Origin of the sequence: Pseudomonas sp. PICF141 (assembly GCF_002286815.1) — a bacterium.
Lineage (GTDB): Bacteria > Pseudomonadota > Gammaproteobacteria > Pseudomonadales > Pseudomonadaceae > Aquipseudomonas.
Genome location: NZ_MUNM01000083.1, coordinates 1 through 23,030 on the forward strand (window position 1 = coordinate 1; position 23,030 = coordinate 23,030).

Sequence of the window (23,030 nt, forward strand, 5' to 3'; positions counted from 1 at the left end):
CGAAAACCGCGTAACTCATTGTTTACCAAGGAGTTTTCCGTTTCGACTGCGCCGGAAGTGGGGCGAATTATAGGCCTTCAAAATCTGCCGTCAACCCCTTATTTGGTTTTTCTATCAGGATACTCAAAAACCCTGCTATATATAGACGCGCCCACAACGGTTGCGCAATATATTGCCCAACACATAAAACAATACCCTCGCTTGCCACTTCGGACGATGCCACGCAAATGAATGATCACCCCCGCAGCCTTGTCTCGACCCTGTCCTCGGTTGGCCTGCTCTTGATAGCCATGGCATCGATTCAGTCCGGAGCTTCCCTGGCCAAAAGCATGTTCCCGGTCATCGGTGCTCAAGGAACGACCACCCTGCGATTGATCTTTGCCAGCGTGATCATGCTGCTGCTATTGCGTCCATGGCGAGCGAAGCTCACTGCGAAATCCCTGCGCACCGTTATCGTCTACGGAATGGCATTGGGCGGGATGAATTTCCTCTTCTATATGTCCTTGCGCACTGTCCCCCTGGGTATCGCCGTAGCCCTGGAGTTCACCGGCCCCTTGGCAGTCGCTATTTACGCCTCACGGCGAGCAATAGACTTTCTGTGGATCGCTCTGGCAGCCCTGGGTTTGCTGCTATTGATTCCGACAGGCGCCACGAGCACGGGCATTGATCTGGTCGGCGCAGGTTATGCCCTTGGTGCGGGCGTCTGTTGGGCGCTGTACATTCTGTTCGGCCAGAAGGCTGGTGCTGACAATGGAGTGCAGACCGCTGCGTTGGGCGTGATGATTGCGGCCCTGTTCGTAGCTCCCATTGGTATCGTCCACGCTGGCGCCGCGCTACTGACACCCTCGTTGATTCCCGTGGCCATTGGGGTCGCCATTTTGTCCACCGCCCTGCCCTACACCCTGGAAATGGTCGCCCTCACACGGATACCCGCCCGAACCTTCGGTACGTTGATGAGCATCGAACCCGCGATCGGCGCGCTGTCCGGCTTGTTGTTTCTCCAAGAATACCTTTCCCTGTCACAGTGGATGGCTATCCTGTGCATCATTCTGGCTTCCATCGGCGCGACCATGACCATGGGCAGCACCGCCAAGCCCGCGGTCGCAGCGGATTGAAACGAGATTTGACGAAGGTCTGGTATTTGCCGCTCAATTAGGCCATGTTTAGGCCACGTAACTCAGTGTCAGACATGGATTTTTTCAGATAGGGATATCAGAACGCTTCAAGCAAAAGCGAATGCAGGCAGACCCAGGCACAGATCCGGGGCCGCTATTAAGGACAGCAATGAAACAAATTTTGATACTGATCGCCGTACTTGCAATTGCGGGCTGCGCTGCGACCTCCAAACCCCAGACGAAACACGGCAAGAAAGGACTGCATATCAACTGCTCAGGGCTTTCGTCCTCGTGGGACAAGTGCTACACCAGCGCCACCAATTCGTGCGCGCCCAAGGGGTACAAAGTCATCGCCAAATCAGGGGATGCGGTGGAAGAGCCTGGCGACTATCCCTTCGGCCTCAACCCTGCCGGCTATACCAGCCGCAGCATGATCGTCATCTGTAAGTAACCCTCTCCTTCTATCGGGCTTGCACAGCCCGATAGGCGCTTCGCTGCGATGCTGCTAACGTTTGTCAGTCAATGACCGTTCAGCAAAGGGCGATATCCATGACCTCCGCTATCGATAACAAGAAAATCATACTGGTCGTCGGTGCGGGTGATGCCACCGGCGGCGCCATCGCCAAGCGTTTTGCCCGTGAAGGGTATATCGCCTGCGTCACACGTCGCAGTGCAGACAAACTCCAGCCATTGGTAGAGTCCATCACCGCCAGTGGTGGCCAGGCGCACGGTTTTGCCTGTGATGCGCGCAATGAAGACGATGTGATAGCGCTCATCGAGCAGATCGAAACCGGGCTAGGCCCCATCGAAGCGTTCATCTTCAATATCGGCGCCAATGTGCCGTGCAGCATCCTTGAGGAAACCGCCCGCAAGTATTTCAAGATCTGGGAAATGGCCTGTTTCTCAGGGTTTCTCAACGCCCGTGAAGTGGCCAAGCGCATGGTCACCCGTCAACGGGGCACAATATTGTTCACCGGCGCCACTGCTGGCTTGCGCGGTGCCGCGGGTTTCGCTGCTTTCGCCGGTGCCAAGCACGGGATTCGCGCTTTGGCGCAAAGCATGGCCCGCGAACTGGGGCCGATGAACATCCATGTCGCCCATGTCGTGGTTGATGGCGCTATCGACACCGACTTTATCCGCAACAATTTTCCGGAAAAATACGCGACCAAGGATGAGGACGGCATTCTCAATCCCGAGCATATCGCCGACAACTATTGGTACCTGCACAGCCAGCCACGGGATGCCTGGACTTTCGAGCTGGACCTGCGCCCCTGGAACGAACGCTGGTAGCCTCCCCTTCCAACAATAAGAAGAGCACATCGACCATGAGCAAAACCGTGGAGTTCTTTTTCGACCTCGGCAGTCCCGCCACGTACCTGGCCTATACCCAGTTGCCGAAGATCTGCAAACAGACCGATAGTCAACTGATCTTCAGGCCGATGCTGCTGGGTGGTGTGTTCAAAGCTACCGGCAATGCTTCCCCCGTCACCGTACCGGCCAAGGGTCGTTACATGTTTCAGGACCTGGAGCGCTATGCCAAACGTTATGGCGTACCGCTGAAGTTCACCCCGAACTTCCCGATCAATACCCTGATGCTGATGCGGGCTGTCACGGGAATGCAACTGCACCATCCCGAACGCTTTCAGGCGTTTATCGATTGCCTGTTTCACGCCCTTTGGGTTCAAGGACTCAGCCTCGATGATCCAGCGACCGTTGCCGCCGTGCTGACCCAAAATGGTTTTGATCCCAACGAGGTGCTGGCGCTGACCGCCGATGAGACCGTCAAAGCAACCCTCAAGGAAAACACCGAGGAAGCGGTGCAACGCGGTGTATTCGGTGCGCCGAGCATGTTTGTCCGTGATCAGCTGTTCTTCGGCCAGGATCGGCTGGACTTCATCCTTGAAGCCCTGCGCGCGCACTAGCCAGCGCCTGCCTATGAAATGAGCCAGGCGCTGAAAACAGCGCCAGGACTCAAACCGCTCAAATAGCTGCGGTTCGGGTGTTCAACCACTCAAGGGCCGCGCCATCGAGCAATGGGCTCAAGCGCTCACGCACTTCGGCGTGATAACCGTTGAACCACTGCTTTTCGTCTTCAGTCAGCAGCGATGGCTCCAGGCAACGGGTGTCGATCGGGCACAGGGTCAGGGTTTCGAATTTCAGGAACTCCCCGAATTCGCTCTTGCCCGCTTCACGATTCAATACCAGATTCTCGATACGCACCCCCCAGCGTCCTGGACGGTAAGTGCCCGGTTCGATGGAAGTGATCATGCCCGGCTGCATCGCCGTTTGCGGTGCTGCCGCGGCCTGATAGGCGATGACTTGCGGGCCCTCGTGAACATTGAGGAAGTAGCCGACGCCGTGACCGGTGCCGTGGCCGTAGTCGACGCTTTCAGCCCAGATCGGTGCGCGGGCAATGGCGTCCAGCAACGGCGACAGAATGCCTCGCGGGAACTGTGCACGGGAGAGCGCAATCACGCCTTTGAGCACGCGAGTGCAATCGCGCTTCTGCTCGTCAGTCGGCGTACCCACCGGCACCATTCGGGTGATGTCGGTGGTACCGCCCAGGTATTGGCCGCCGGAGTCGATCAGCAACAGGCCGTCACCCTCGATCACCGCGTGTTCTTCTTCGGTGGCGTGGTAGTGCGGCATTGCACCGTTGGCGTTAAACGCGGCAATGGTGTTGAAGCTCAGCGACACATAATCCGGACGCCGGGTACGCGCCGCGGTCAGGTGTTCATCGATGGTCAGTTCGGTGATGCGCTCACGCCCCAAGGCCACTTCCAGCCAGGCGAAGAACTCGCACAGGGCCGCGCCATCCTGCTCCATCGCCCGACGAATGTGTTCGGCATCGGCCAGGCTTTTCTGCGACTTGGCCAAGGTGGTCGGGTTCAGGCCTTCGAGCAGTTTCACGCCGCTGTTCAGGTTATCCAGCAGACCGGCCGTGACCCGCGCAGGATCTACTTGCAAGCTCTCGCCGCTCGGCACGGCGCGCAAGGCGGCGGCGACTTCGCTGTAATCGCGCAGGGTCACGCCGTCCTGTTCAAGAATGGCACACAGCTCGGCGCTCACTTTGCTCAGGGCGACGAACAAGGTGGCTTGCTGCTGGCTGATCAGGGCGAAGGACACGAACACCGGATTGAACGACACATCGCCGCCGCGCAGGTTGAACAGCCAGGCGATGTCATCGAGGGTGGCGATGAAGTGCCAGTCGGCACCGCGTTCTTTCAGCACGTCACGCAGTTTGGCGAGTTTTTCGCCACGGCTGACCGTCGCCTGAGGCGGCAAGTGTTGATAGATCGGCTCGTTCGGCAGGCTCGGACGGTCAATCCACACTTCACTCAGCAGATCGATGTCGGTGCGCAGGCGCGCGCCGCGCTCTTCAAGCTTGCTGCTCAACGTACGTGCGGAGGCCAAGGCCATGACCGCGCCATCGACCGCGACGACACCGCCTTCAGGGGTTTGCTCGGCCAGCCAATCGAGCGGTCCGGGTTGACCCGGTTGCAGCTTGACCAGCTCGATGCCGCTACCCTTGAGCTCCTTGCTCGCTTGTTCCCAATAGCGGCTGTCGGCCCAGACGCCGGCAAAATCCGGCGTGACGATCAGCGTGCCCACCGAGCCATGAAAACCCGAGAGCCACTGCCGCCCCTGCCAATAGCCCGGCAGGTATTCCGATAGATGCGGATCGGCTGACGGCACCAGCAGCGCATGAATACCCTCCCGGCTCATCAGCTCGCGGGTTTGCGCAAGGCGCTGGGGTACCCATCCATTGGTCAAAGGCTGTGTACTCATCGTTTCTCCTGCTAACCACTCAACGTTATTATTCGGTGCCGATCGGAGTCGGCGCTTACTGACCTGTCGCCCAGAATGCCGGAGCACTGGCGCAAGCCGCTTTAATCAGGTGTACCGCCTGATCGATATCCTGCTCGGTGGTGAAACGTCCCAGGCTCAAGCGAATGGTGCGACTGCTCGAGCGTGCGTCATGCCCCAGAGCCAGCAATACATGGGAGGGCGCATTGCTGGCGGAATTACAGGCCGAGGTCGCGGAAAACGCGATCGAGGCGCTCAACGCCGCGGAACCGAATTCGCCTTCGTTGAAAGTCAGGCTCAGGGTATGGGGAATGCGTTGGGTGGGGCTGCCATTGAGGCGCACGCCGGGGATGTTCAGCAGCGGTTCGAGCAAGCGTTCACGCAGACGCGCGATGGTGGCTTTTTCTTCATCGAATGAGGTGGCCGCCAACGCGAAGGCGGCACCCATCGCGGCAATCTGGTGCGTCGCCAGCGTGCCGGAACGCAACCCGCCCTCGTGACCGCCCCCGTGGATCTGCGCCTGCAGACGCTGCTGCGCACGAGGACCGACATACAGCGCGCCAATGCCTTTGGGGCCGTAGACCTTGTGCGCCGAGAACGACATCAAATCCACCGGCCACCGGGCCAGATCAATCGCCACTTTACCCGCGCCCTGAGCCGCATCAACGTGGAACAACGCATCGCGATCACGCACCACCTGGCCGATGGCCGGGATGTCGTTGATAGTGCCCAGTTCGTTATTGACCAGCATCAATGACACCAGAAAGGTGTCCTCACGCATCGCTTCGCTAACTGCTTGCGGGGTAATCAGACCTTCGGCATCGGGCACCAGATACGTCACCGCAATACCTGCGTCCTGCAACTGTTTTGCCGTGTCGAGGATCGCTTTGTGTTCGATCTGGCTGGTGATGATGTGGCCGCCGGATACACCGCGGGCCTGGGCCACGCCCTTGAGGGCAAGGTTGTTGGACTCGGTGGCACCGGAGGTCCAGACGATCTGTTCCGCCTGGGCGCCCACCAACTCGGCGACCTGGCGCCGTGCTTGCTCGACCGATTGCCGGGCCTGTTGGCCGAAGGCGTGGGAACTGGACGCTGGATTGCCAAAGTTACCGGTGAAACCCAGACACTCGACCATGACCTTGATGACCCGCTCATCCACCGGCGTGGTGGCGGCATAGTCGAAATACAGTGGACGTTTATTCATAGAAGTCTCGCAGAGCGTGTTCCGGGATCAGGAAGCTCGTCCTGGAAATATCCAAGCGCCGCCTCATGAGCGACGCCGAATTTTCAGAACGACAGCAATACCTGATCGCAGGCCATTAAAGAAGAACAACTTCGTTTAAAAGTGCGTAGGAACGCTCCTGAAGTCGAGCTTACAGGCATCGGGCCACCGGATGAAGCAATGCGTCAGCTAAAACTTTCGAGCAACAACGGGTATAGCGAAGCCACCAACAATAAGGCCATGCCCCAGTTGAACAGCCGCAACCAGCGGCGATCGCGCAGAACATTGCGCAACAGCGTGCCGCAACCGGCCCACACACTGACACTTGGCAGGTTGATCAAAGCGAAGACCGCGGCAATCACAATCACATTGGTGAAATAGCCCTGCATCGGCGTGTAGGTGCTGATGGCACCGATGGCCATGATCCAGGCCTTGGGATTGACCCATTGAAACGCTGCCGCGCCCAAATAACTGATGGGCTTGCCCTCCCCCTGCTCACCGTCGGCGACCGGCCCGGAACGAGCAATCTTCCATGCCAGGTACAGCAAATACGCCGCACCGGTATAGCGCAACACGGTGTAAAGCATCGGGTAGGTTTGAAACACCGAACCCAAACCGAAACCGACGGCAACCACCAGGACGAAAAAGCCGCAGGTAATGCCCAGCATGTGCGGGATGGTGCGGTGAAATCCGAAATTCACGCCCGAAGCCAACAACATAGTGTTGTTCGGACCGGGTGTGATCGAGGTGACAAGAGCAAACAGGGCAAAGCCCAGCAGCAGGTCGAGCGAGAGTGTCATGGGTGGCAGTCCATCAGGGTCAGTCAGGTATTGACCCTATCGCACGCCTTGCGGGAAACCCATGGACAGTTGGGTGAAAGTTCGAGCAGTACAGTTGTCGCTCAGCTTTGACGGCCGCGCAGCTGTACTGCGCGTTCGGCGTTCATCTCACCTTGTTTGTCGAAACTGAACGATTTTGTCGGCTGGCCGAGCAATTCGGCTTTCTTCGCATGGTATTCCTCGAAGGACAAGCCACGGCGATTCAGGGCCTCCAACGCCAGTTCCCGGGTTTCTTCAGCGGTGTAGGGCCGCAATTCCGGTGAAACATGACTGGCACATCCGGCGAGAACGGAGATGGCAAGCAGCAAGAAAGTGGCGAGCAGAGATTTCATTTCGGGCGTCCGCAGATCTGTGTTTGGGGCAATGAACACAGGCTACCCGTGGCGCTCGAAGGGCAGAAATCAACGCTCTCGATAGTGGATATCGGATCAAAAGATCGCAGTCTTGGGCAACTGCTCGTCGGGCACTCGGCTGCGGAAAAAGGGCTGACCTATAGTTATTCGACCGGAAATCGGCGAAGGAACACCTTAACCCCACCACAAAAGGAGAACCGTCATGAGCGTCAAACCTATTCCAGAGGGTTATCACAGCATCACCCCGTATCTGGGCATTCAGAAAGCTGCCGAAGCCATCGACTTCTACAAGAAAGCCTTTGGCGCCACCGAAGTCATGCGCCTGGCCATGCCTGATGGCGGCATCGGGCACGCCGAGCTGCGTATCGGTGACTGCCCGTTCATGCTGGGCACGCCCTGCGACCAGGGCCCATTGAGCAACCCGGACAAGTCACCGTCCGTGGGGCTGTATCTGTATGTGGACGATGTGGACAAGTCCTTTAAACAGGCCATCGATGCCGGTGCCACGGTGGTGTCCGAGGTCAAGGATCAGTTTTATGGCGACCGTTCGGGGACGTTGAAAGACCCCTATGGGCATCTGTGGTTTTTGGCCACGCACAAGGAGGATTTGACCCAGGAGCAGATTGAACAGCGGGCGAAAGAGATGTTTAAGCAGGGTTGAGGACTTCAGTGTCTGATCCGGCCTCATCGCGAGCAGGCTCGCTCCCACAGTTGATCGGTGTTGAACGCACATTATATGTACGCCGCCGATTCAGGTGTGGGAGCGAGCCTGCTCGTGAGGGGGCCTCTACATTCAACTTCAATGTCGACCTTCAGGCCCCTTTCACGAGCAAACCTTACCAAGACAGAAACACGAAACATTTACTTTCATATCCCCTTTCGGGATTTCCGATGCTCATACGTCTTATTTAGATGCAGTCGGTCGCTTAGGCAAAAGCCACGACCGGACTTTTCATGGACCGCACCGCTGGGAAGCCCGCAGCAGCAGTCCTCTCATCGAAACAAGACCGTTAATCATGTCGAAGAAATCCCGCTCAAAACTCTGGTTTCTGGTGCATAGCTGGCTGGCGCTGCCCATCTGGTTCTTTGTATTGATCGTGTGTGTGACCGGCACGCTGGCGGTGGTCAGTCAGGAAATCGTCTGGTTGGCCAATCCGCAAATGCGTGCCAGCGCGCCTTCGGACGACGCCCCGCGGCTCAACTATGACCAGATTGTCGCCGCCATCAAACAGGCCGAACCCCAGACGCTGGTCCAGGGCATCAATCGCCCCGACGAATCGCATTTCGCCCTGGACGTGGACGTCACTTACCCCGACGGCCGCTCAGTGACAGTTTATGTGAACCCCTACAGCGGGGTGATTCAGGGCACCGCCCCACCATTCAATTTCAAGGCATTCACTCGCGCACTGCATGGCTGGTGGCTGGTGCCGTTCACCAATGGCTACAGCTGGGGCTGGTATCTGGTGTCGTTCCTCGCGCTGCCGATGCTGGCGTCGCTGGTGACCGGGCTGGTGGTCTACAAACGGTTCTGGAAAAGCTTCTTGCGACCGACCCTGCGCATTCGCCATGGCGCGCGGATTTTCTGGGGCGATTTTCACCGGCTCAGCGGCATCTGGTCGATCTGGTTCATTGCGGTGATCTCGATCACCGGTGTCTGGTTCCTGATCAAGGCGATTCTGTTCGACAACCAGATTTCGATTACCACGGAACCGGTGGTGTCGGTCGTCTCGCGTGAAAGCGTGCCGTTGACCCGCACCGGCAAGCCGGCCCCGATGATCAGCCTGGAACAGGCGATCAAGGTCGCTCAGGAGCAAATTCCCGGGCTTGATGCCAGTTTCGTCACCTTGCCGAGCAACGCTTACAGCCATCTGTCCGTGGGCGGTCGTAGCTGGTATCCGCTGATGTATCAGACGGCTGAGGTCAACCCGTACAACGGTGATATCGCCAGCACACGGTTGCTGACCGATCGCACCGGCCTGGAGTTCGTGACCGAGTCGATGCGTCCGTTGCACACCGGTGACTTTGGCGGGATCTGGATCAAGCTAATCTGGTTCTTCTTCGGTTTGCTGCTGAGCATGATGGTGCTCAGCGGGTTGCTGATCTGGACCAAGCGCACCGCCCTGGCCACCGCCAATGCGTTCAAGCGCAGCAATCAGGCGCCGCGCCCGGTATCAAGATCGCAAACGGTCATGAACCAACAGGCTTCGGAGGGCAACCTGTGAGCAAGATGATCACTGCATCGCAGCCTTCGCGGGCGAGCCTGTTCTGGCGCAAATGGCGCTTCCACATCAACATTCTCTTGCTGCTGATCCCTTTGGGCTTCATGCCCAAATACTTGGCCGACGCCTCGTTGTTTCGCGGTGACAGCGGACTGGGGGAGCGGGAGATCGGCCAAATCCAGGTCGGCCCCTGGAGCCTGCAACTGGCCGAGCTGCGCAACGAAGCACCACGGTTGACCGGCCCGGCCGGTTACATGAAAGGTTTCAACGCAGCGCTGTGCGAACGCTGCCGCGACCAAGTCAAGGCGACTTACCTGCGCATCGGCAAACCCCGCAGCCTGCGCGCGGCCGGTGCGATTTTTTTCGGTACGCCGTACCGCATGGGCGCCATGCTACCGGTACCTGAAAAGACCAAAACCGACGCCGAACTGTGGATCACCATGGAAGGCTGGGACGGTGCCATGCATCAAGCGTCCATCCCTCTGAGCCAGGCATCCCCGGCCACCCTCGCCTGGCTGAACAAACAAGGAGGCAAACCATGATCAACGCTTTTCGCCCCGTTTTATTGATGCTGTGCGCCGCCTTTAGCACCAGCGCCTTGGCCCATAACCCGATGTGCGAATGCAAGGCCCTCGACGCCGAACAGATCCAGTGCACCGGCGGTTTTTCCGACGGCAGCGGCGCACCGGGCGTGACGCTGGATGTGATTGGTTACGACGAAACCATTCTGGTGCCGGGCAAGCTCGGTGCCGATTCGACCCTGACGTTCAAAAAGCCTGGCGCCGAGTTCTACGTGCTGTTCGACGCCGGTCCCGGCCATGTCGTCGAGATCGACCAAGCGGACATCCAGGCCCCATGACGACACCAACCACGCACGTCGTCCGCCCGGCGGGTGCCGGCCATGAAACGCTCTATGTGCTGCTGTTGTGCCTGATGATCCTGGCGGTTGCCTGCTCGGTGGTCACCTGGCGTGGCGAGACTCAAGAAGTGAGCAGCGTGGGCAGCCATCAGCTGGATGCCCGTCGTGATTTGAGCGCATCCGAGCAAGGTATTTACGCCGACCTGCGAGTCACGCTGGATGAAATTCATCTGTTGCATCAGGAACAGCAAGCGTTGCCCACACCCGCCGCCCTCGCCGATGAAGGCTTTGCGCCGTTTGCCCAGGACGCCAGTTCTGTCAGCCGCGGCGGTCATGCCTGGCAGTTGCTGGACACCAAGGCCTACTTCGGCCAGAGCCAGGTTCCAACCGTGGCCGGTTCGTTTTTGATGCGCTTGACCGCTGAAGACGACTCGGCGCCAGACATCTGGCTCAACCGCGGTAGCGCCCTCACCGCCCCGAACGATCTCACCGACGCTGCGCTCAATGACGCCGGTTGGCAGCAGATCGTCGCGCAATTCGATGCCGGCGTTACCCGCCAGCATCGGCATTGAACCCTCGCCTTCACCCGAGAGAAGACCGCTTTCCCATGCCTAGTTCATCTCAACGTCATTCCTTTATGCGCCTGCTGCTGGTCGGCCTGCTTGCTTGTTTGCTGATCCCTTTGGCCAGCGCCGACGAAGCCAGGCGCCTGCGCATCGGTATCACCCTGCACCCTTATTACAGTTACGTGGCCAACATCGTCGGTGACAAAGCCGAAGTGGTGCCGTTGATCCCGGCCGGTTTCAATCCCCATGCCTACGAGCCCCGGGCCGAAGACATCAAACGCATCAGCGGGCTGAACGTAGTCGTGCTCAACGGTGTGGGCCATGACGACTTCGCCGACCGCATGATCGCCGCCAGCGAAAGCCCGAACATCAAGGTGATCGAAGCCAACGAAAACGTGCCCCTGCTGGCCGCCACCGGCGTCGCTGCCCGGGGCGCCGGCAAGGTGGTCAACCCGCACACGTTCCTGTCGATCAGTGCCTCCATTGCCCAGGTCAACAACATCGCCCGTGAACTGGGCAAGCTCGATCCGGCCAATGCCAAAACCTATACACAAAACGCCCGCGCCTACGGCAAACGTCTGCGGCAGATGCGCGCCGACGCCCTGGCAAAACTGACCCAGGCGCCGAACGCCGAGTTGCGCGTGGCCACCGTCCATGCTGCGTACGACTATCTGCTGCGCGAGTTCGGCCTGGAAGTGACCGCTGTGGTCGAGCCGGCCCACGGTATCGAACCGAGCCCCAGCCAGCTGAAAAAGACCATCGATCAACTGCGGGAACTGGACGTCAAAGTGATCTTCTCGGAGATGGATTTCCCGTCCACTTACGTCGAGACCATTCAGCGTGAATCCGGGGTAAAGCTGTACCCGCTGTCGCACATCTCCTATGGCGAATACACCGCCGACAAATACGAAAAAGAAATGACCGGCAACCTCAATACGGTGGTCCGGGCGATTCAGGAGTCCGGCGCATGACGACTCAGGAAACCATGAGCCCGACCGTCACCGAACCCCCAGTGGGAGCGAGCCTGCTCGCGAAGGCGTCCAGGCAGTCAACATCATCGTTAAATGACACACCGCTTTCGCGAGCAAGCCCGCTCCCACAGGTTTCGGGGCCGACCCTCGATTTTGCCGAAGTGAGCCTCACGCTGGGCCGCACGACGATCCTCGACAAGGTGACCTTCGAGGTCCAGCCCGGCAGCGTGCATGCACTGGTCGGCCCTAACGGTGGCGGCAAGAGTTCGCTGATCAAGACCCTGCTCGGGCAAATGCCGCATCAGGGCCGCTTGAGCCTGCAATGGCCTGGCGAACCGGGGACCATCGGTTACGTGCCACAGGCGCTGGAGTTCGATCGCGGTTTACCGATGACCGTCGATGACTTCATGGCTGCGATGTGCCAGAGGCGCCCGGCGTTTCTCGGGTTGAGCAAACACTACGCCGCGGCCATCGGCGAAGCACTGGAACGGGTCGGCCTGCAGGATAAACGCAAACGGCGCATGGGCGCGTTGTCCGGGGGTGAGCGCCAGCGTGTTTTGCTGGCCCAAGGGCTGATTCCGGCGCCGCAATTGCTGGTACTCGATGAGCCGATGTCGGCACTCGATGAGGCCGGTATTCAAGTGTTCGAACGGCTATTGAGTGACTGGCGCCAAAGCGGCATCACCGTGCTGTGGATCGAGCATGATCTGGAAGCGGTCGGGCGACTGGCGGACCGGGTCACCGGACTCAATCGCCGGGTACTGTTCGATGCCACGCCGAAACAGGCACTGACCCCGGAGCGATTGCTGACCTTGTTCTCGACCCATCCGCGGAGCGCTGTCTGATGAGTTACGAAGCCTTTCGTTTGATGGTCCAGGGCTGGGCGTCGTCGGGTTACCTGCCGCAAGCGCTGGCCTATGGGTTTGTGGTCAACGCGCTCCTCGCGGGGCTATTGATCGGCCCGGTGCTGGGCGGCTTGGGTACGCTGGTGGTGGTCAAGCGTTTCGCGTTCTTCTCCGAAGCCGTGGGCCACGCGGCGCTGACCGGTGTGGCCATTGGCATTTTGCTCGGCGAGCCCTACACCGGGCCTTATGGCAGCCTGTTCGGTTACTGCCTGCTGTTTGGCATTTTGCTCAACTACCTGCGTAACCGCACGGGGCTGGCGCCGGATACTTTGATAGGTGTGTTTCTCTCCGTATCGCTGGCGCTTGGTGCGAGCCTGCTGCTGATCCTGGCCGGCAAAATCAATGTGCACATCCTGGAAAACGTGCTGTTCGGTTCAGTGCTGACGGTCAACGGCAATGACTTGCTGGTGTTGGCCATTGTCGGTTCGCTGGTGATGGCGCTGGCCCTGCCGCTGTACAACCGCATCATGCTCGCCAGTTTCAATCCGCAACTGGCGGCGGTACGTGGTGTGGCGGTGAAGACCCTGGATTACCTGTTCGTGATTCTGGTGACCCTGATCACGGTGGCGGCGGTGAAAGTCATCGGGGCGATTCTGGTCGGTGCACTGTTGGTGATTCCAGCGGCGGCCGCGCGATTGCTCAGCCAGTCGCTGAAGGGTTTTTTCTGGTGTTCGGTACTGATCGCCACGGTCAGCACGCTGTGCGGAATTCTCGCACCGATTGTCTTTGACCTGCCTATTCCTTCCGGTGCCGCGATCATTCTGGTGGCCGGTATCGCCTTCGCCCTGGCCGCGATTGCTCGTGGCATCGTCCCAAGTCTGAAAGGGAATCTCGGATAAATGTCTTTTTCTCTGCGTCAATTGACCCTGGCGCTGACCTTGTGTGGGCCAGCCTCGTTCAACGTATTCGCCACCGATACCTTCGAACCAATGCGTCTGTTGGCCAATCATGGTGTCGGTAACAGCGCGCTCTTCGCCTCGACTTCCACGCACAAAGTGCTGGTGCTGGCGGCGTTACCGGTGACCTACGGTCTGGGGGCCCTGCTGCTGGAGGGCACCGATGTCCGCCTTGAGCGCGCCGCGCCGGCCAACCTGCCCGGCAGTCGGCAGAGCGCTTATTTCACCGGTCGCGGCGCTCAAGCGCTCAATACGCTGGCGATCGACGCCGATGCAGTCATCGGCTTACGCTCGCTATGGCCGGATGATCCGCTGTATCCGAACGCACGTCGCAGCAATATCCGCATCATTGAAATCGACGCCGCCCGCCCGGTGGACGGCGCCCTGCCCGGCATCGCCGTACAGCCTGGCAGCAAGATCGACGGCCTGAACAGTCAGCCTTGGCTGGCCAGCAACAACATGGGCCGGATGGTGGATGTCATGGCGGCAGACCTGGTGCGCCTGGCGCCAGCGGCCAAACCGAAGATAGACGCCAACCTGGCCGCACTCAAACAGCGCCTGCTCAAGCTCAGCGCAGACAGCGAGTCACGCTTGGCCGATGCCGACAATTTGAGTGTGATGAGCCTGAGCGATCATTTCGGCTACCTGATCGGCGGCCTCAATCTGGAGCTGATTGGCCTGGATGCACGGCCGGATGCCGAATGGACGCCACAGGCGCTGACGCAATTGGGCGCAACGCTCAAAAACAATGAGGTGGCGGTGGTGCTGCATCATCGCCAGCCGTCGGACGCGGTAAAAGCGGTGATTGCCGGGGCGGGCAGTCGGTTGGTGGTGTTGAGTGTCGATGCGGCGGATCCGGTGGCCGAATTGGAAGGGAATGTGGATCAGGTGATCAAGGGGTTGAGCGGGGTGTAACGTCAGTTAGACCGCGTTATCGTTCTTCGCGGGCAAGCCACCCCTGTAGGAGCGAGGCTTGCCCGCGAAGGCAATTTCAAGCCATGAAAAAAGCCCGCTGACCTTACCGGTTCAGCGGGCTTCTTTTTGCGCGGTGACTCAGTGAGCCACAGCCGCCTGTTCTTCCATTTTCAGGCGCAGGCTCAGTGGACGCATGTCAGTCCAGACCTCTTCGATGTAGGCCAGGCATTCCTTTTTCTGGCCGCTCTTGCCCACGGTGCGCCAGCCTTGTGGCACGGCTTTGTAGTCGGGCCAGATCGAGTATTGCTCTTCGTGGTTGACCACGACCTGAAAGAGGATGTCCTCGCGGTCGAATACTGACGTCATGCTGTCTCTCCATCGCTGTAGGGTGGGCTGCACGCCGTGCGCAGCCGTTATGTAGAAGGAACGTTCAAGGCACCGAAAAATTTAAAGGCTGGTGATGGCTGCGGCCATGGCCCTGCCGAAAATGTCGGCCACCCGATCGACTTCTGTGGCGGTGATCACCAACGGTGGCAGGAAACGCACGACACCGCCGTGACGCCCGCCCAGCTCGAGGATCAATCCGCGTTTGAGGCATTCGCGCTGCACCAACGGCGCCAGACGAGCGAATATCGGTGGATGGCCTTGAGCGTCCGGCGCGCCGCTCGGGTCGACCAGCTCAACGCCCAGCATCAAGCCGCGTCCGCGGATATCGCCCAGTTGCGGGAAATCCCGTTGCAGGATGTGCAGGTGTTCACTCAAGCGTTCGCCCATGGCGGCGGCGTGCTCGCACACCTTGTACTCTGTCAGGTAGTGCATCACCGCAGAGCCTGCGGCCATCGCCATTTGATTACCGCGGAAGGTCCCGGCATGGGCGCCCGGCAGCCAGGTGTCGAGCCGGTCGCGATAGACCACCACCGCCAGCGGCAGGCTGCCGCCAATAGCCTTGGACATCACCACCACATCCGGAATGATCCCGGCGTGCTCGAAGGCGAACATCTTGCCGGTGCGGGCGAAACCGCTCTGGATTTCATCGACGATCAGCGCTACGCCGGCTTTTTCGGTGATACGTCGCAAGCCGCGCAGCCAATCGAGATCGGCCGGAATCACCCCGCCTTCGCCCTGCACCGCTTCGACGATCACCGCAGCAGGCAATTGCACACCGGCCTCTGGGTCATTCAGCAGGTTTTCCAGGTAACTCAAGTTGACCTGCACCCCCTGCGCGCCGCCGAGCCCGAACGGGCAACGGTAATCGTAGGGATATGGCATGAACTGCACGCCACTGCTGAGCAACGCACCCAACGGCTTCTTCGGCCCCAGACTGCCCATCAGGCTCAGCGCGCCCTGGCTCATGCCGTGGTAACCGCCCTGGAACGACAAAACCGTGCTGCGGCCGGTGGCGGTGCGCACCAGTTTCAGCGCGGCTTCAACAGCATCGGTACCGGTGGGGCCGCAGAATTGAATCTTGGCTTCAGCGGCCAACGCCGGCGGCAACAGACCGAACAGGTCCTGAACAAACTGATCCTTCACCGGTGTGGTGAGGTCGAGTGTGTGCAGCGGCAACTCATCGGTCAGCACTTGCCGGATCGCTTCGATCACCACGGGATGGTTGTGCCCCAGGGCCAGCGTCCCCGCACCGGCCAGGCAATCGATGAAACTGCGGCCTTCGACGTCCTCGACATAAATGCCCTTGGCACGCTTGAGTGCCAGGGGAATGCGCCGCGGATAGCTGCGAGCGTTCGACTCCTGCTGGCTTTGACGAGCCAGCAATGGCGATTCGTTGAACTGATAAAGCGTCTCGGCAGGCGTCGGAACGATCCGGGCCGGCTGATCTTCGACAAGGCTGATAGCGACTGACATCTCTCGATCCCTCAATACGCTGTTGATAGTGACCAAAACTGCACACCGGGCAGGTGCGCGTTCCCGTCACGGGGCGCACTTGCAGGTTTCCTGTTCTGGAAACGCATCAGGACCTCAAGGATTTAGACCCTCGATCAGCTTTCTATGAAGGTGGCGACAGCGCCTTGTGCATGGGAATGGCGTGGAGTCCGGCCACGGTGAAGGTCTCAGCGCAAGCCCGGTAACCCAGACGCTGGTAAAACGCCTCGCCGGTACGGGTGCTGTTGAGCCGCGCCTGAGGCAAACCCTGAGCGATCAACCAGGTTTCAAGATCCTGCACCAATGCTTGTCCGGCGCCTCGCCGAAACCATTCCGGCTGTACATAGCAGAACGCGACCTTGCCGCTGATCGCCGCCATGGCGACGCCGATCGGTTTGTCCTGAAGCAAGGCGATGTTCAGGTACAACCGCGAGTCGGCCAGCCAGGGCTGCACGTGTTCGATGGTTTTGTTGTGGGTCCAGGTGGCGACGGTTCGCGGATCGTTGCGATGGTCCAGCGCGCAGCCGACGCGAATGGAGCGCTCGACAATGCGGCTGATGATGCCGGCGTCGGCGGGCGTTGCCTTGCAGATGTGTATCGGTGCATTCATGGCGCTGTTACCTCAATCCATTGAGTCAAAGCTGCCAGGGACGATAGCGCTGTGGCGGCCGGGTGGCTAATGGAGAGACGTTACATTTGGTGTGCAACACAAAAACAATAGGAGAGCGTGCTTTTGTGGCGAGGGGGCTTGCCCCCGTTCGACTGCGAAGCAGTCGTAAACCATCTCATGCGGTGCATCTGATGCACTGCGATGACGGGATTCAGGGCCGCTTCGCGCCCCAACGGGGGCAAGCCCCCTCGCCACAAAAGCTCGCTCTCACAGGGTTTGGTGTTGTTGGTTAGACCGGTTGCAGAGGCATGGTCAGTTCGACCCGCAAGCCATCCGGGCGGCTGTCGAAATGCAGGGTGCAGCCGCAACGCTGGACGATGGCCTGGACAATGGCCAGGCCGAGGCCGCAACCGGTGCTTTGGCCGTTGCGCCAGAAACGTTGGGTCAGGTGGTGCAGGTCATCTTCGGCAATTCCCGGGCCGTGGTCGCGGACCAGAAAGCGCACGCGATTGTTGGTGGTTTCCAGGCTCAGCTCCACGGCCCCATTTGCCGGGGTGTGGCGCAGGGCGTTGTCGAGCAGGTTACGCAATGCGGCAATCGACAGCACTGCCGGCATTTGCAGCGGTGCATCGGAGAATGTGCTCGGCAATTGAAGCTTGATCCGCTGACGATCACCGCTGGCGGCATCCTGAATGGCCAGTTTTGCCACCTGCTCGGCGCTGCATTGCACGCCGTCATCGAACGACAGACTACCCTCGACGCGCGCCAGCAGAAGCAATTGTTCAAGCGTGCGGTGCAGACGGTCGGCGCCCTCCTCGGCCCGGGCCAGGGACTGGTCCCGAGCGCTGCCTTCGGTCATGCGCGCCACTTGCAGGTGGGTTTTGATCGCGGTCAGCGGGCTGCGCAACTCGTGCGCGGCATCGCCGGTCAGGCGCCGCTCGCGCTCGATGGTCTTGCCGATGCGCAGGAACAACTGATTCTGGGTTTCCAGCAGCGGTTGCAGTTCGCTGGGCAGCGGCTGGATCTGCAACGGTTCCAGGGAATCGGCGCTGCGTCGCATCAACGCATCGCGCATGCGATTGAGCGGTGCCAGTCCCTGACCGATGCCGAGCCACAACAAACACAAACAGCCCAGCAGCGCCACACCGACCGGTACCGAGGCCGCCAGCAAGATGGACATGTTCAGCGCTTCGCGCTCGATTTGCCGGTCGGCGGTGGTAATGCGCACGTCACCGCGCGCCAGGGTGAAGCTGCGCCATGGTGCGCCGTCGATCATTTGATCGTGGAAGCCCATTTTTTCGGCTTCCAGGGTTTGTTCGGGGCTACTGTGGCTGCGGGCCAGGATTTCGCCACGCAACGAGCTGACCTGACAGGCCATGCCGCCAGGGATACTCAGCTGTTCAGCACTGAAATGGGTCCCTTCGCCCTTGCTCGGCAACGCCGGCAGTTGCTCCAGCAGCCCGGCCACCATCCGCGCCGACGCCACCAACCGCTGGTCCAGGGAAAACATCATCTGATTGCGCAGATCACTGAGCATCCAGGCGGCGGCCAGGGCCCAGATCAGCGCAAACGCGGCGCCGAGGGTCAGGCTCAGGCGCAAACGCAGACTCATCACTTCGATTGCTCTCCGCCATCGGCCGGCCCCAGGCGATAGCCCAGGCCGCGCACCGTCTCGACAATGCCGTTGCCGAGTTTGCGCCGCAGGTGATGGATATGGACGTTCAGGGCGTTGCTTTCCAGTTCGTCGTTGAAACCGTAGACGCTGTCCTTCAACTGCTCGGTGGACAGCACCCGGCCGCGATTGTGCAGCAAGGCTTGCAACAGCGATTGCTCTCGGCGCGACAAATCCACCGGTTGGCCACCGAGCAGGGTTTCGCGGCTGCTCGGGTCGTAGGTCAAACGACCGTGTTCAATCAGGTTGACGCTGCGCCCCGCCACGCGTCGCAACAAAGTGTGCAAACGCGCGGCCAGTTCGCGCAGGTCGAACGGTTTGAGCAAGTAGTCGTCGGCGCCGGCTTGCAGGCCGTCGACGCGGTCGGTGACCGAATCCCGGGCGGTGAGAATCAGCACAGGTATTTCCAGACCGCCATGGCGCAGCTGTTGCAACAGCTTCAAACCGTCTTCATCGGGCAGGCCAAGGTCCAACACCATGACGTCGAATTCGGCGACCTTCAACATCGCCCGTGCCTTTGATGCGGTGCAAACGTGCTCGACGGTCAGGCCTTGAGCGGTCAAGCCGGCAATGATGCCGCTAGCGATCAGCTCATCGTCTTCGCAAACCAGTACGTGCATGCTGAGTCCCGTAGAAAAAAGGTGATTAAGACGTTAGGCCGATTAAGCGGACATTATGCCGCAAGCGTCATTGCCACAAGGCCAGTGCGGTTAATCATCGGTTAATCGCCGCCACCCATTGTGCACCTCACTTGCACAGGGACAAGGCTTACCCATGCGTCGATTATTTTTATTGCTGGTTCTATTGATCTGGGGTGTCGCTCAGGCCGGAACGAATCCGTTCGAGACCAAAACCGATTTTCTCCCTGTGGAAAAAGCGTTCACCTTTACGTCTGAACGCCTTGAATCCGGAGAAACCCAGCTCTATTGGCAAATTGCCGACAATTACTACCTGTATCAGAAACGCCTGAAATTCGACGGTCTGGCGCCGGAACAACTGCCGGCACTGCCACAAGGCGAGTTTCACAGCGACGAGTTTTTCGGCGAACAGCAGGTCTATCGCCAAGGCCTGGAGTTGAAGATCCCGGCCGGGGCCACGGGTCAGGTCAAGGTGGGCTTCCAGGGCTGCGCCGATGCCGGTTTGTGCTATCCGCCGCAGACTCAAGTCATCGATCTTGGCGCCAGTAATGTCCTTGCGACGTTTAATGAAGAAGCGCCCGATCAGGCCCTGGCCAGCGACCTGCAACAACGGGCGCTGGGCTGGAGCCTGGCAGTGTTCTTCGGCCTGGGGCTGTTGCTGGCGTTCACGCCTTGCTCGTTGCCGATGCTGCCGATTCTGGCGGGGTTGATCGTGGGCAGTGGAGCCACACCTAAACGCGGTTTCGCCCTGGCGACCAGTTACGTTGTGAGCATGGCACTGGTGTATGCGGCGATGGGCGTGCTGGCGGCATCGCTCGGTGCGAACCTTCAGGCGCTGCTGCAAAACCCTTGGTTGCTCGGCAGCTTTGCCGCGATTTTCGTGCTGCTGGCCTTGCCGATGTTCGGTTTCTTCGAGCTGCAATTGCCGGTGGCGGTGCGGGATCGTCTGGAACATGTTTCGCGCAATCAGCGCGGTGGCAACCTGATCGGTGCCGGTGTGCTGGGGGCCTTGTCCGGCCTGCTGGTGGGGCCTTGCATGACCGCGCCACTGGCCGGTGCCTTACTCTTTATCGCCCAAAGCGGCAATGCATTGCACGGTGGGCTGATTCTGTTCGCCATGGGCATCGGCATCGGTATACCGCTGCTGTTGCTGGTGACTGTCGGTAATCGTTTCCTGCCCAAGCCCGGTGCCTGGATGAACCTGCTCAAAGGCGTGTTCGGTTTCCTGTTCCTCGCCACTGCTCTGCTGATGCTGCGTCCGGTACTGGATGAATCGCTGTGGCTCGGTTTGTGCGGCGCCTTGCTGCTGCTCGCGGCCTATAGCGCCTGGAAGCAGTCGCAGGGGTTTGGCCGGATTGCCCATCTGTTCGGCGCCAGTTCGCTGCTATTGGGTCTATGGGGCAGTCTGCTGGTGGTCGGTGCGGCGGGTGGCAGTGATGATCCGTATCAGCCATTGCAGGTGTACAGCGCCGGCCGTACCGACGCCGTGCCCGACATTCATGATGCTTTCACGACGATCAAGGACCCCACGGTGCTGCAACGCGAACTCGATGCGGCCAAAGCCCGGGGGCAATGGGTGCTGCTGGACTACTACGCCGACTGGTGTGTGTCGTGCAAAGTCATGGAAAAACAGGTCTTTGGCAAACCGCAAGTCCTGCAAGCGCTCAGCGATGTGCGCTTGCTACGGCTGGACGTCACCGCCGACAATGCCGCCAGCCGCGAATTGCTCGGCCGTTACAGAGTGCCAGGGCCGCCAAGCCTGTTGTGGATCGGCACCGACGGCATCGAGCGCCGCAGCCAGCGCATCACCGGTGAGGTCGATGCCGACACTTTCCTGCAACGTTGGATCACCACCCGAGACGCTCGTTAATGCTGACCTTTACCCTGGGCACCTTTGCCATCGCGCTTAATCACCTGCTGCTGATCAGTGCCCTGGCGCTGGCGACTTTTGTCGGCTGGCGGGTGGCCAAGCGTGGTGGCGAGAACCCGGAGTCGGTGCTGTTCAGCCTGTTCCTGCTGGGCCTGCTGGCGGCCCGGGTCGGTTTCGTGATTGCCTACTGGGCGCAGTATCGCAACGATCCATGGCAGATCATCGACCTGCGCGATGGTGGTTTCCTCGCCTGGCCGGGGGTGGTCGTGTTGTTGCTTGCCGCGTTGTATCGAGGCTGGCGTCGCCCGGACATGCGTCGGCCATTGGGCTTTGGCGTGGTCAGTGGGCTGGCGTTCTGGCTGCTGGCGACGTTCTCCCTGAACATCTACGAACAAGGCACACGCCTGCCACAGATCACCCTGCGCAACGCCGCTGGCCAAACCATACAGCTCAGCGACTACCAGGGCGGTCCGCTGGTGATCAATCTTTGGGCCACCTGGTGCCCACCGTGCCGCCGGGAAATGCCGGTGCTGGAAAACGCCCAGCAACAGCGTCCGGACCTGACTTTTCTATTCGTCAACCAGGCCGAAAGCATGCAGAGCGTCAGCACCTTCCTTGAAACCCAGGGCCTGAGCCTGACGAACGTACTGTTCGATGGCAGCGCTCGATTGGGCCAGGCCGTGGGTTCCATGGCATTGCCGACTACGCTGTTCTATAGCCCCGACGGGCACCTGCTGGGCAGCCATCTGGGCGAACTCTCTGAAGCGAGCCTGGCCCGTGCCCTGGAAAACTTCGACACCCCGAACCCGGCCACCCCGGCCACGCCTTCAAGGAAATTGCCATGCTCCGCCTCCGCCACCTGCTGACGTTAACCCTGGGTGCCGCCCTGCTGCACTTGCCGTCGGTTCAGGCCGAAGAATTACCTGAAGCCATCAAGAAGATCGAAGCCAAGGGCGCCAAAATCGTTGGCACCTTCGAGGCGCCCGATGGCCTGCGCGGTTATGCGGCGCAGTACCAGAATCGTGGCATGGCGCTGTACCTGACCCCGGACGGCAAACATGTACTGCTGGGCAATTTGTACGACGCCGAAGGCAATGACCTGAGCAGCGCGCCATTGCAGAAACTGGTCTATGCGCCAATGGCCAAGGAAATCTGGGGCAAGATGGAAGCGAGCAACTGGATCGGTGACGGCAATAAGGACGCACCGCGAATCGTCTACCTGTTCAGCGACCCGAATTGCCCGTACTGCAACCTGTTCTGGGAACAGGCGCGACCGTGGGTCAAGGCCGGCAAGGTGCAGTTGCGGCACATCATGGTCGGCATCATCCGCGAAGACAGCCCGGGCAAATCCGCCGCGCTGCTGGCGGCCAAGGATCCGCAGAAAGCGTTGGCCGACCACGAGAAATCCGGCAAGGACAGCTCGCTCAAGGCCCTGAAAGATGTGCCGCCGGCGATTCAGGCGAAACTCGCGGCGAACATGCAGTTGATGGAAGAGCTGGAACTGGCCGCCACCCCGGCGATTTTCTACATGGACGACAAGGGCCAGCTGCAACAACAGCAAGGCGCGCCGTCGCCGGAAAAATTGGTGAAGATTCTAGGGCCGAAGTAATCTCCACCGGCCTCTTCGCGGGCAAGCCTCGCTCCTACAGGATTTATGTGATTCGCGAGTATTGCGATCGACACAAATCCTGTAGG

General features: G+C 60.0%; 26 protein-coding genes. 17 read left to right on the top strand and 9 right to left on the bottom strand.

Annotated elements, in window-relative coordinates; all coding sequences use genetic code 11:
- The 5 genes from BZL43_RS28405 to BZL43_RS24270 form a co-directional block, all read left to right on the top strand.
- Positions 1–231, top strand: a 231-nt coding sequence (locus tag BZL43_RS28405; RefSeq protein WP_218228041.1) for a hypothetical protein, incomplete at its 5' end; no start/stop codon positions are given.
- Positions 228–1,115, top strand: coding sequence for a threonine/homoserine exporter RhtA (gene rhtA, locus BZL43_RS24255; protein ID WP_095634624.1), 888 nt, complete (start codon positions 228–230; stop codon positions 1,113–1,115). The genes BZL43_RS28405 and rhtA, both read left to right, overlap by 4 nt.
- Positions 1,116–1,284: 169 nt before the next feature.
- Positions 1,285–1,566, top strand: a complete 282-nt coding sequence (locus BZL43_RS24260; RefSeq protein ID WP_095634625.1) for a hypothetical protein — start codon at positions 1,285–1,287, stop codon at positions 1,564–1,566.
- A gap of 98 nt (positions 1,567–1,664) precedes the next feature.
- Positions 1,665–2,405, top strand: coding sequence for an SDR family oxidoreductase (locus tag BZL43_RS24265; protein WP_095634626.1), 741 nt, complete (start codon positions 1,665–1,667; stop codon positions 2,403–2,405).
- A gap of 35 nt (positions 2,406–2,440) precedes the next feature.
- Entirely contained in the window at positions 2,441–3,037 is a 597-nt protein-coding gene (locus BZL43_RS24270; protein ID WP_095634627.1) for a 2-hydroxychromene-2-carboxylate isomerase, read from the top strand.
- 58 nt (positions 3,038–3,095) lie between these two features.
- Here BZL43_RS24270 and BZL43_RS24275 read toward each other — a convergent pair whose 3' ends face one another.
- The 4 genes from BZL43_RS24275 to BZL43_RS24290 form a co-directional block, all read right to left on the bottom strand.
- Positions 3,096–4,904: an aminopeptidase P family protein gene (locus BZL43_RS24275; protein ID WP_095634628.1), complete on the bottom strand. Its 1,809-nt coding sequence runs from the start codon at positions 4,902–4,904 to the stop codon at positions 3,096–3,098.
- Positions 4,905–4,959: 55 nt separating this feature from the next.
- Positions 4,960–6,126, bottom strand: coding sequence for a cysteine desulfurase family protein (locus tag BZL43_RS24280; protein ID WP_095634629.1), 1,167 nt, complete (start codon positions 6,124–6,126; stop codon positions 4,960–4,962).
- 203 nt (positions 6,127–6,329) lie between these two features.
- A complete protein-coding gene (locus BZL43_RS24285; RefSeq protein ID WP_095634630.1) occupies positions 6,330–6,944 on the bottom strand; it encodes a LysE family translocator in 615 nt (204 codons plus the stop codon).
- 101 nt (positions 6,945–7,045) lie between these two features.
- Positions 7,046–7,315 carry a hypothetical protein gene (locus tag BZL43_RS24290; RefSeq protein WP_095634631.1) on the bottom strand — a complete coding sequence of 90 codons (270 nt, stop codon included), beginning with the start codon at positions 7,313–7,315 and terminating at the stop codon, positions 7,046–7,048.
- A 223-nt stretch (positions 7,316–7,538) separates the two neighbouring features.
- Between BZL43_RS24290 and BZL43_RS24295 the strand changes: the two genes are divergently transcribed.
- The 9 genes from BZL43_RS24295 to BZL43_RS24335 all read left to right on the top strand — a co-directional run bounded on the left by BZL43_RS24295 (position 7,539) and on the right by BZL43_RS24335 (position 14,667).
- The gene (locus BZL43_RS24295) at positions 7,539–7,997 is read left to right on the top strand and encodes a VOC family protein (RefSeq protein ID WP_095634632.1); all 459 of its coding nucleotides are present in this window, start codon (positions 7,539–7,541) and stop codon (positions 7,995–7,997) included.
- A gap of 355 nt (positions 7,998–8,352) precedes the next feature.
- The gene (locus BZL43_RS24300; protein WP_095634633.1) at positions 8,353–9,558 is read left to right on the top strand and encodes a PepSY domain-containing protein; all 1,206 of its coding nucleotides are present in this window, start codon (positions 8,353–8,355) and stop codon (positions 9,556–9,558) included.
- Between the two features lie 5 nt (positions 9,559–9,563).
- Entirely contained in the window at positions 9,564–10,097 is a 534-nt protein-coding gene (locus BZL43_RS24305; protein WP_177409353.1) for a thiamine pyrophosphate-binding protein, read from the top strand.
- Entirely contained in the window at positions 10,094–10,414 is a 321-nt protein-coding gene (locus BZL43_RS24310) for a hypothetical protein (protein ID WP_095634635.1), read from the top strand. The genes BZL43_RS24305 and BZL43_RS24310 overlap by 4 nt, the downstream gene beginning before the upstream one ends.
- Positions 10,411–10,986, top strand: a complete 576-nt coding sequence (locus tag BZL43_RS24315; RefSeq protein ID WP_095634636.1) for a DUF6162 family protein — start codon at positions 10,411–10,413, stop codon at positions 10,984–10,986. The genes BZL43_RS24310 and BZL43_RS24315 overlap by 4 nt, the downstream gene beginning before the upstream one ends.
- Before the next feature lie 35 nt (positions 10,987–11,021).
- Positions 11,022–11,951: a metal ABC transporter substrate-binding protein gene (locus BZL43_RS24320; protein WP_095634637.1), complete on the top strand. Its 930-nt coding sequence runs from the start codon at positions 11,022–11,024 to the stop codon at positions 11,949–11,951.
- Positions 11,948–12,796 (top strand): metal ABC transporter ATP-binding protein, encoded by an 849-nt coding sequence (locus tag BZL43_RS24325; protein ID WP_095634638.1) that lies wholly within the window; start codon positions 11,948–11,950, stop codon positions 12,794–12,796. The genes BZL43_RS24320 and BZL43_RS24325 overlap by 4 nt, the downstream gene beginning before the upstream one ends.
- A complete protein-coding gene (locus BZL43_RS24330) occupies positions 12,796–13,695 on the top strand; it encodes a metal ABC transporter permease (protein ID WP_095634639.1) in 900 nt (299 codons plus the stop codon). Before BZL43_RS24325 ends, BZL43_RS24330 begins: the two co-directional genes overlap by 1 nt.
- The gene (locus BZL43_RS24335) at positions 13,696–14,667 is read left to right on the top strand and encodes a metal ABC transporter solute-binding protein, Zn/Mn family (RefSeq protein ID WP_095634640.1); all 972 of its coding nucleotides are present in this window, start codon (positions 13,696–13,698) and stop codon (positions 14,665–14,667) included.
- Positions 14,668–14,805: 138 nt separating this feature from the next.
- Here the strand turns inward: BZL43_RS24335 and BZL43_RS24340 are convergent, their stop codons facing one another.
- The 5 genes from BZL43_RS24340 to BZL43_RS24360 form a co-directional block, all read right to left on the bottom strand.
- Positions 14,806–15,033: an MbtH family protein gene (locus BZL43_RS24340; RefSeq protein ID WP_095634641.1), complete on the bottom strand. Its 228-nt coding sequence runs from the start codon at positions 15,031–15,033 to the stop codon at positions 14,806–14,808.
- Between the two features lie 81 nt (positions 15,034–15,114).
- A complete protein-coding gene (locus BZL43_RS24345) occupies positions 15,115–16,527 on the bottom strand; it encodes an aspartate aminotransferase family protein (protein ID WP_095634642.1) in 1,413 nt (470 codons plus the stop codon).
- 142 nt (positions 16,528–16,669) lie between these two features.
- A complete protein-coding gene (locus BZL43_RS24350; protein WP_095634643.1) occupies positions 16,670–17,155 on the bottom strand; it encodes a GNAT family N-acetyltransferase in 486 nt (161 codons plus the stop codon).
- 289 nt (positions 17,156–17,444) lie between these two features.
- Positions 17,445–18,770, bottom strand: a complete 1,326-nt coding sequence (locus BZL43_RS24355) for an ATP-binding protein (protein ID WP_095634644.1) — start codon at positions 18,768–18,770, stop codon at positions 17,445–17,447.
- Positions 18,767–19,447: a response regulator gene (locus BZL43_RS24360; protein WP_095634645.1), complete on the bottom strand. Its 681-nt coding sequence runs from the start codon at positions 19,445–19,447 to the stop codon at positions 18,767–18,769. Before BZL43_RS24360 ends, BZL43_RS24355 begins: the two co-directional genes overlap by 4 nt.
- Positions 19,448–19,601: 154 nt before the next feature.
- Between BZL43_RS24360 and dsbD the strand changes: the two genes are divergently transcribed.
- The 3 genes from dsbD to dsbG are packed head-to-tail and all read left to right on the top strand — an operon-like array spanning position 19,602 to position 22,944.
- Positions 19,602–21,335 carry a protein-disulfide reductase DsbD gene (gene dsbD / locus BZL43_RS24365; RefSeq protein ID WP_095634646.1) on the top strand — a complete coding sequence of 578 codons (1,734 nt, stop codon included), beginning with the start codon at positions 19,602–19,604 and terminating at the stop codon, positions 21,333–21,335.
- Positions 21,335–22,201 carry a TlpA disulfide reductase family protein gene (locus BZL43_RS24370; RefSeq protein WP_095634647.1) on the top strand — a complete coding sequence of 289 codons (867 nt, stop codon included), beginning with the start codon at positions 21,335–21,337 and terminating at the stop codon, positions 22,199–22,201. The genes dsbD and BZL43_RS24370 overlap by 1 nt, the downstream gene beginning before the upstream one ends.
- On the top strand, positions 22,177–22,944 hold the full coding sequence (gene dsbG / locus BZL43_RS24375) for a thiol:disulfide interchange protein DsbG (protein ID WP_095634648.1): 768 nt from the start codon (positions 22,177–22,179) through the stop codon (positions 22,942–22,944). Before BZL43_RS24370 ends, dsbG begins: the two co-directional genes overlap by 25 nt.
- Positions 22,945–23,030 lie beyond the last annotated feature (86 nt).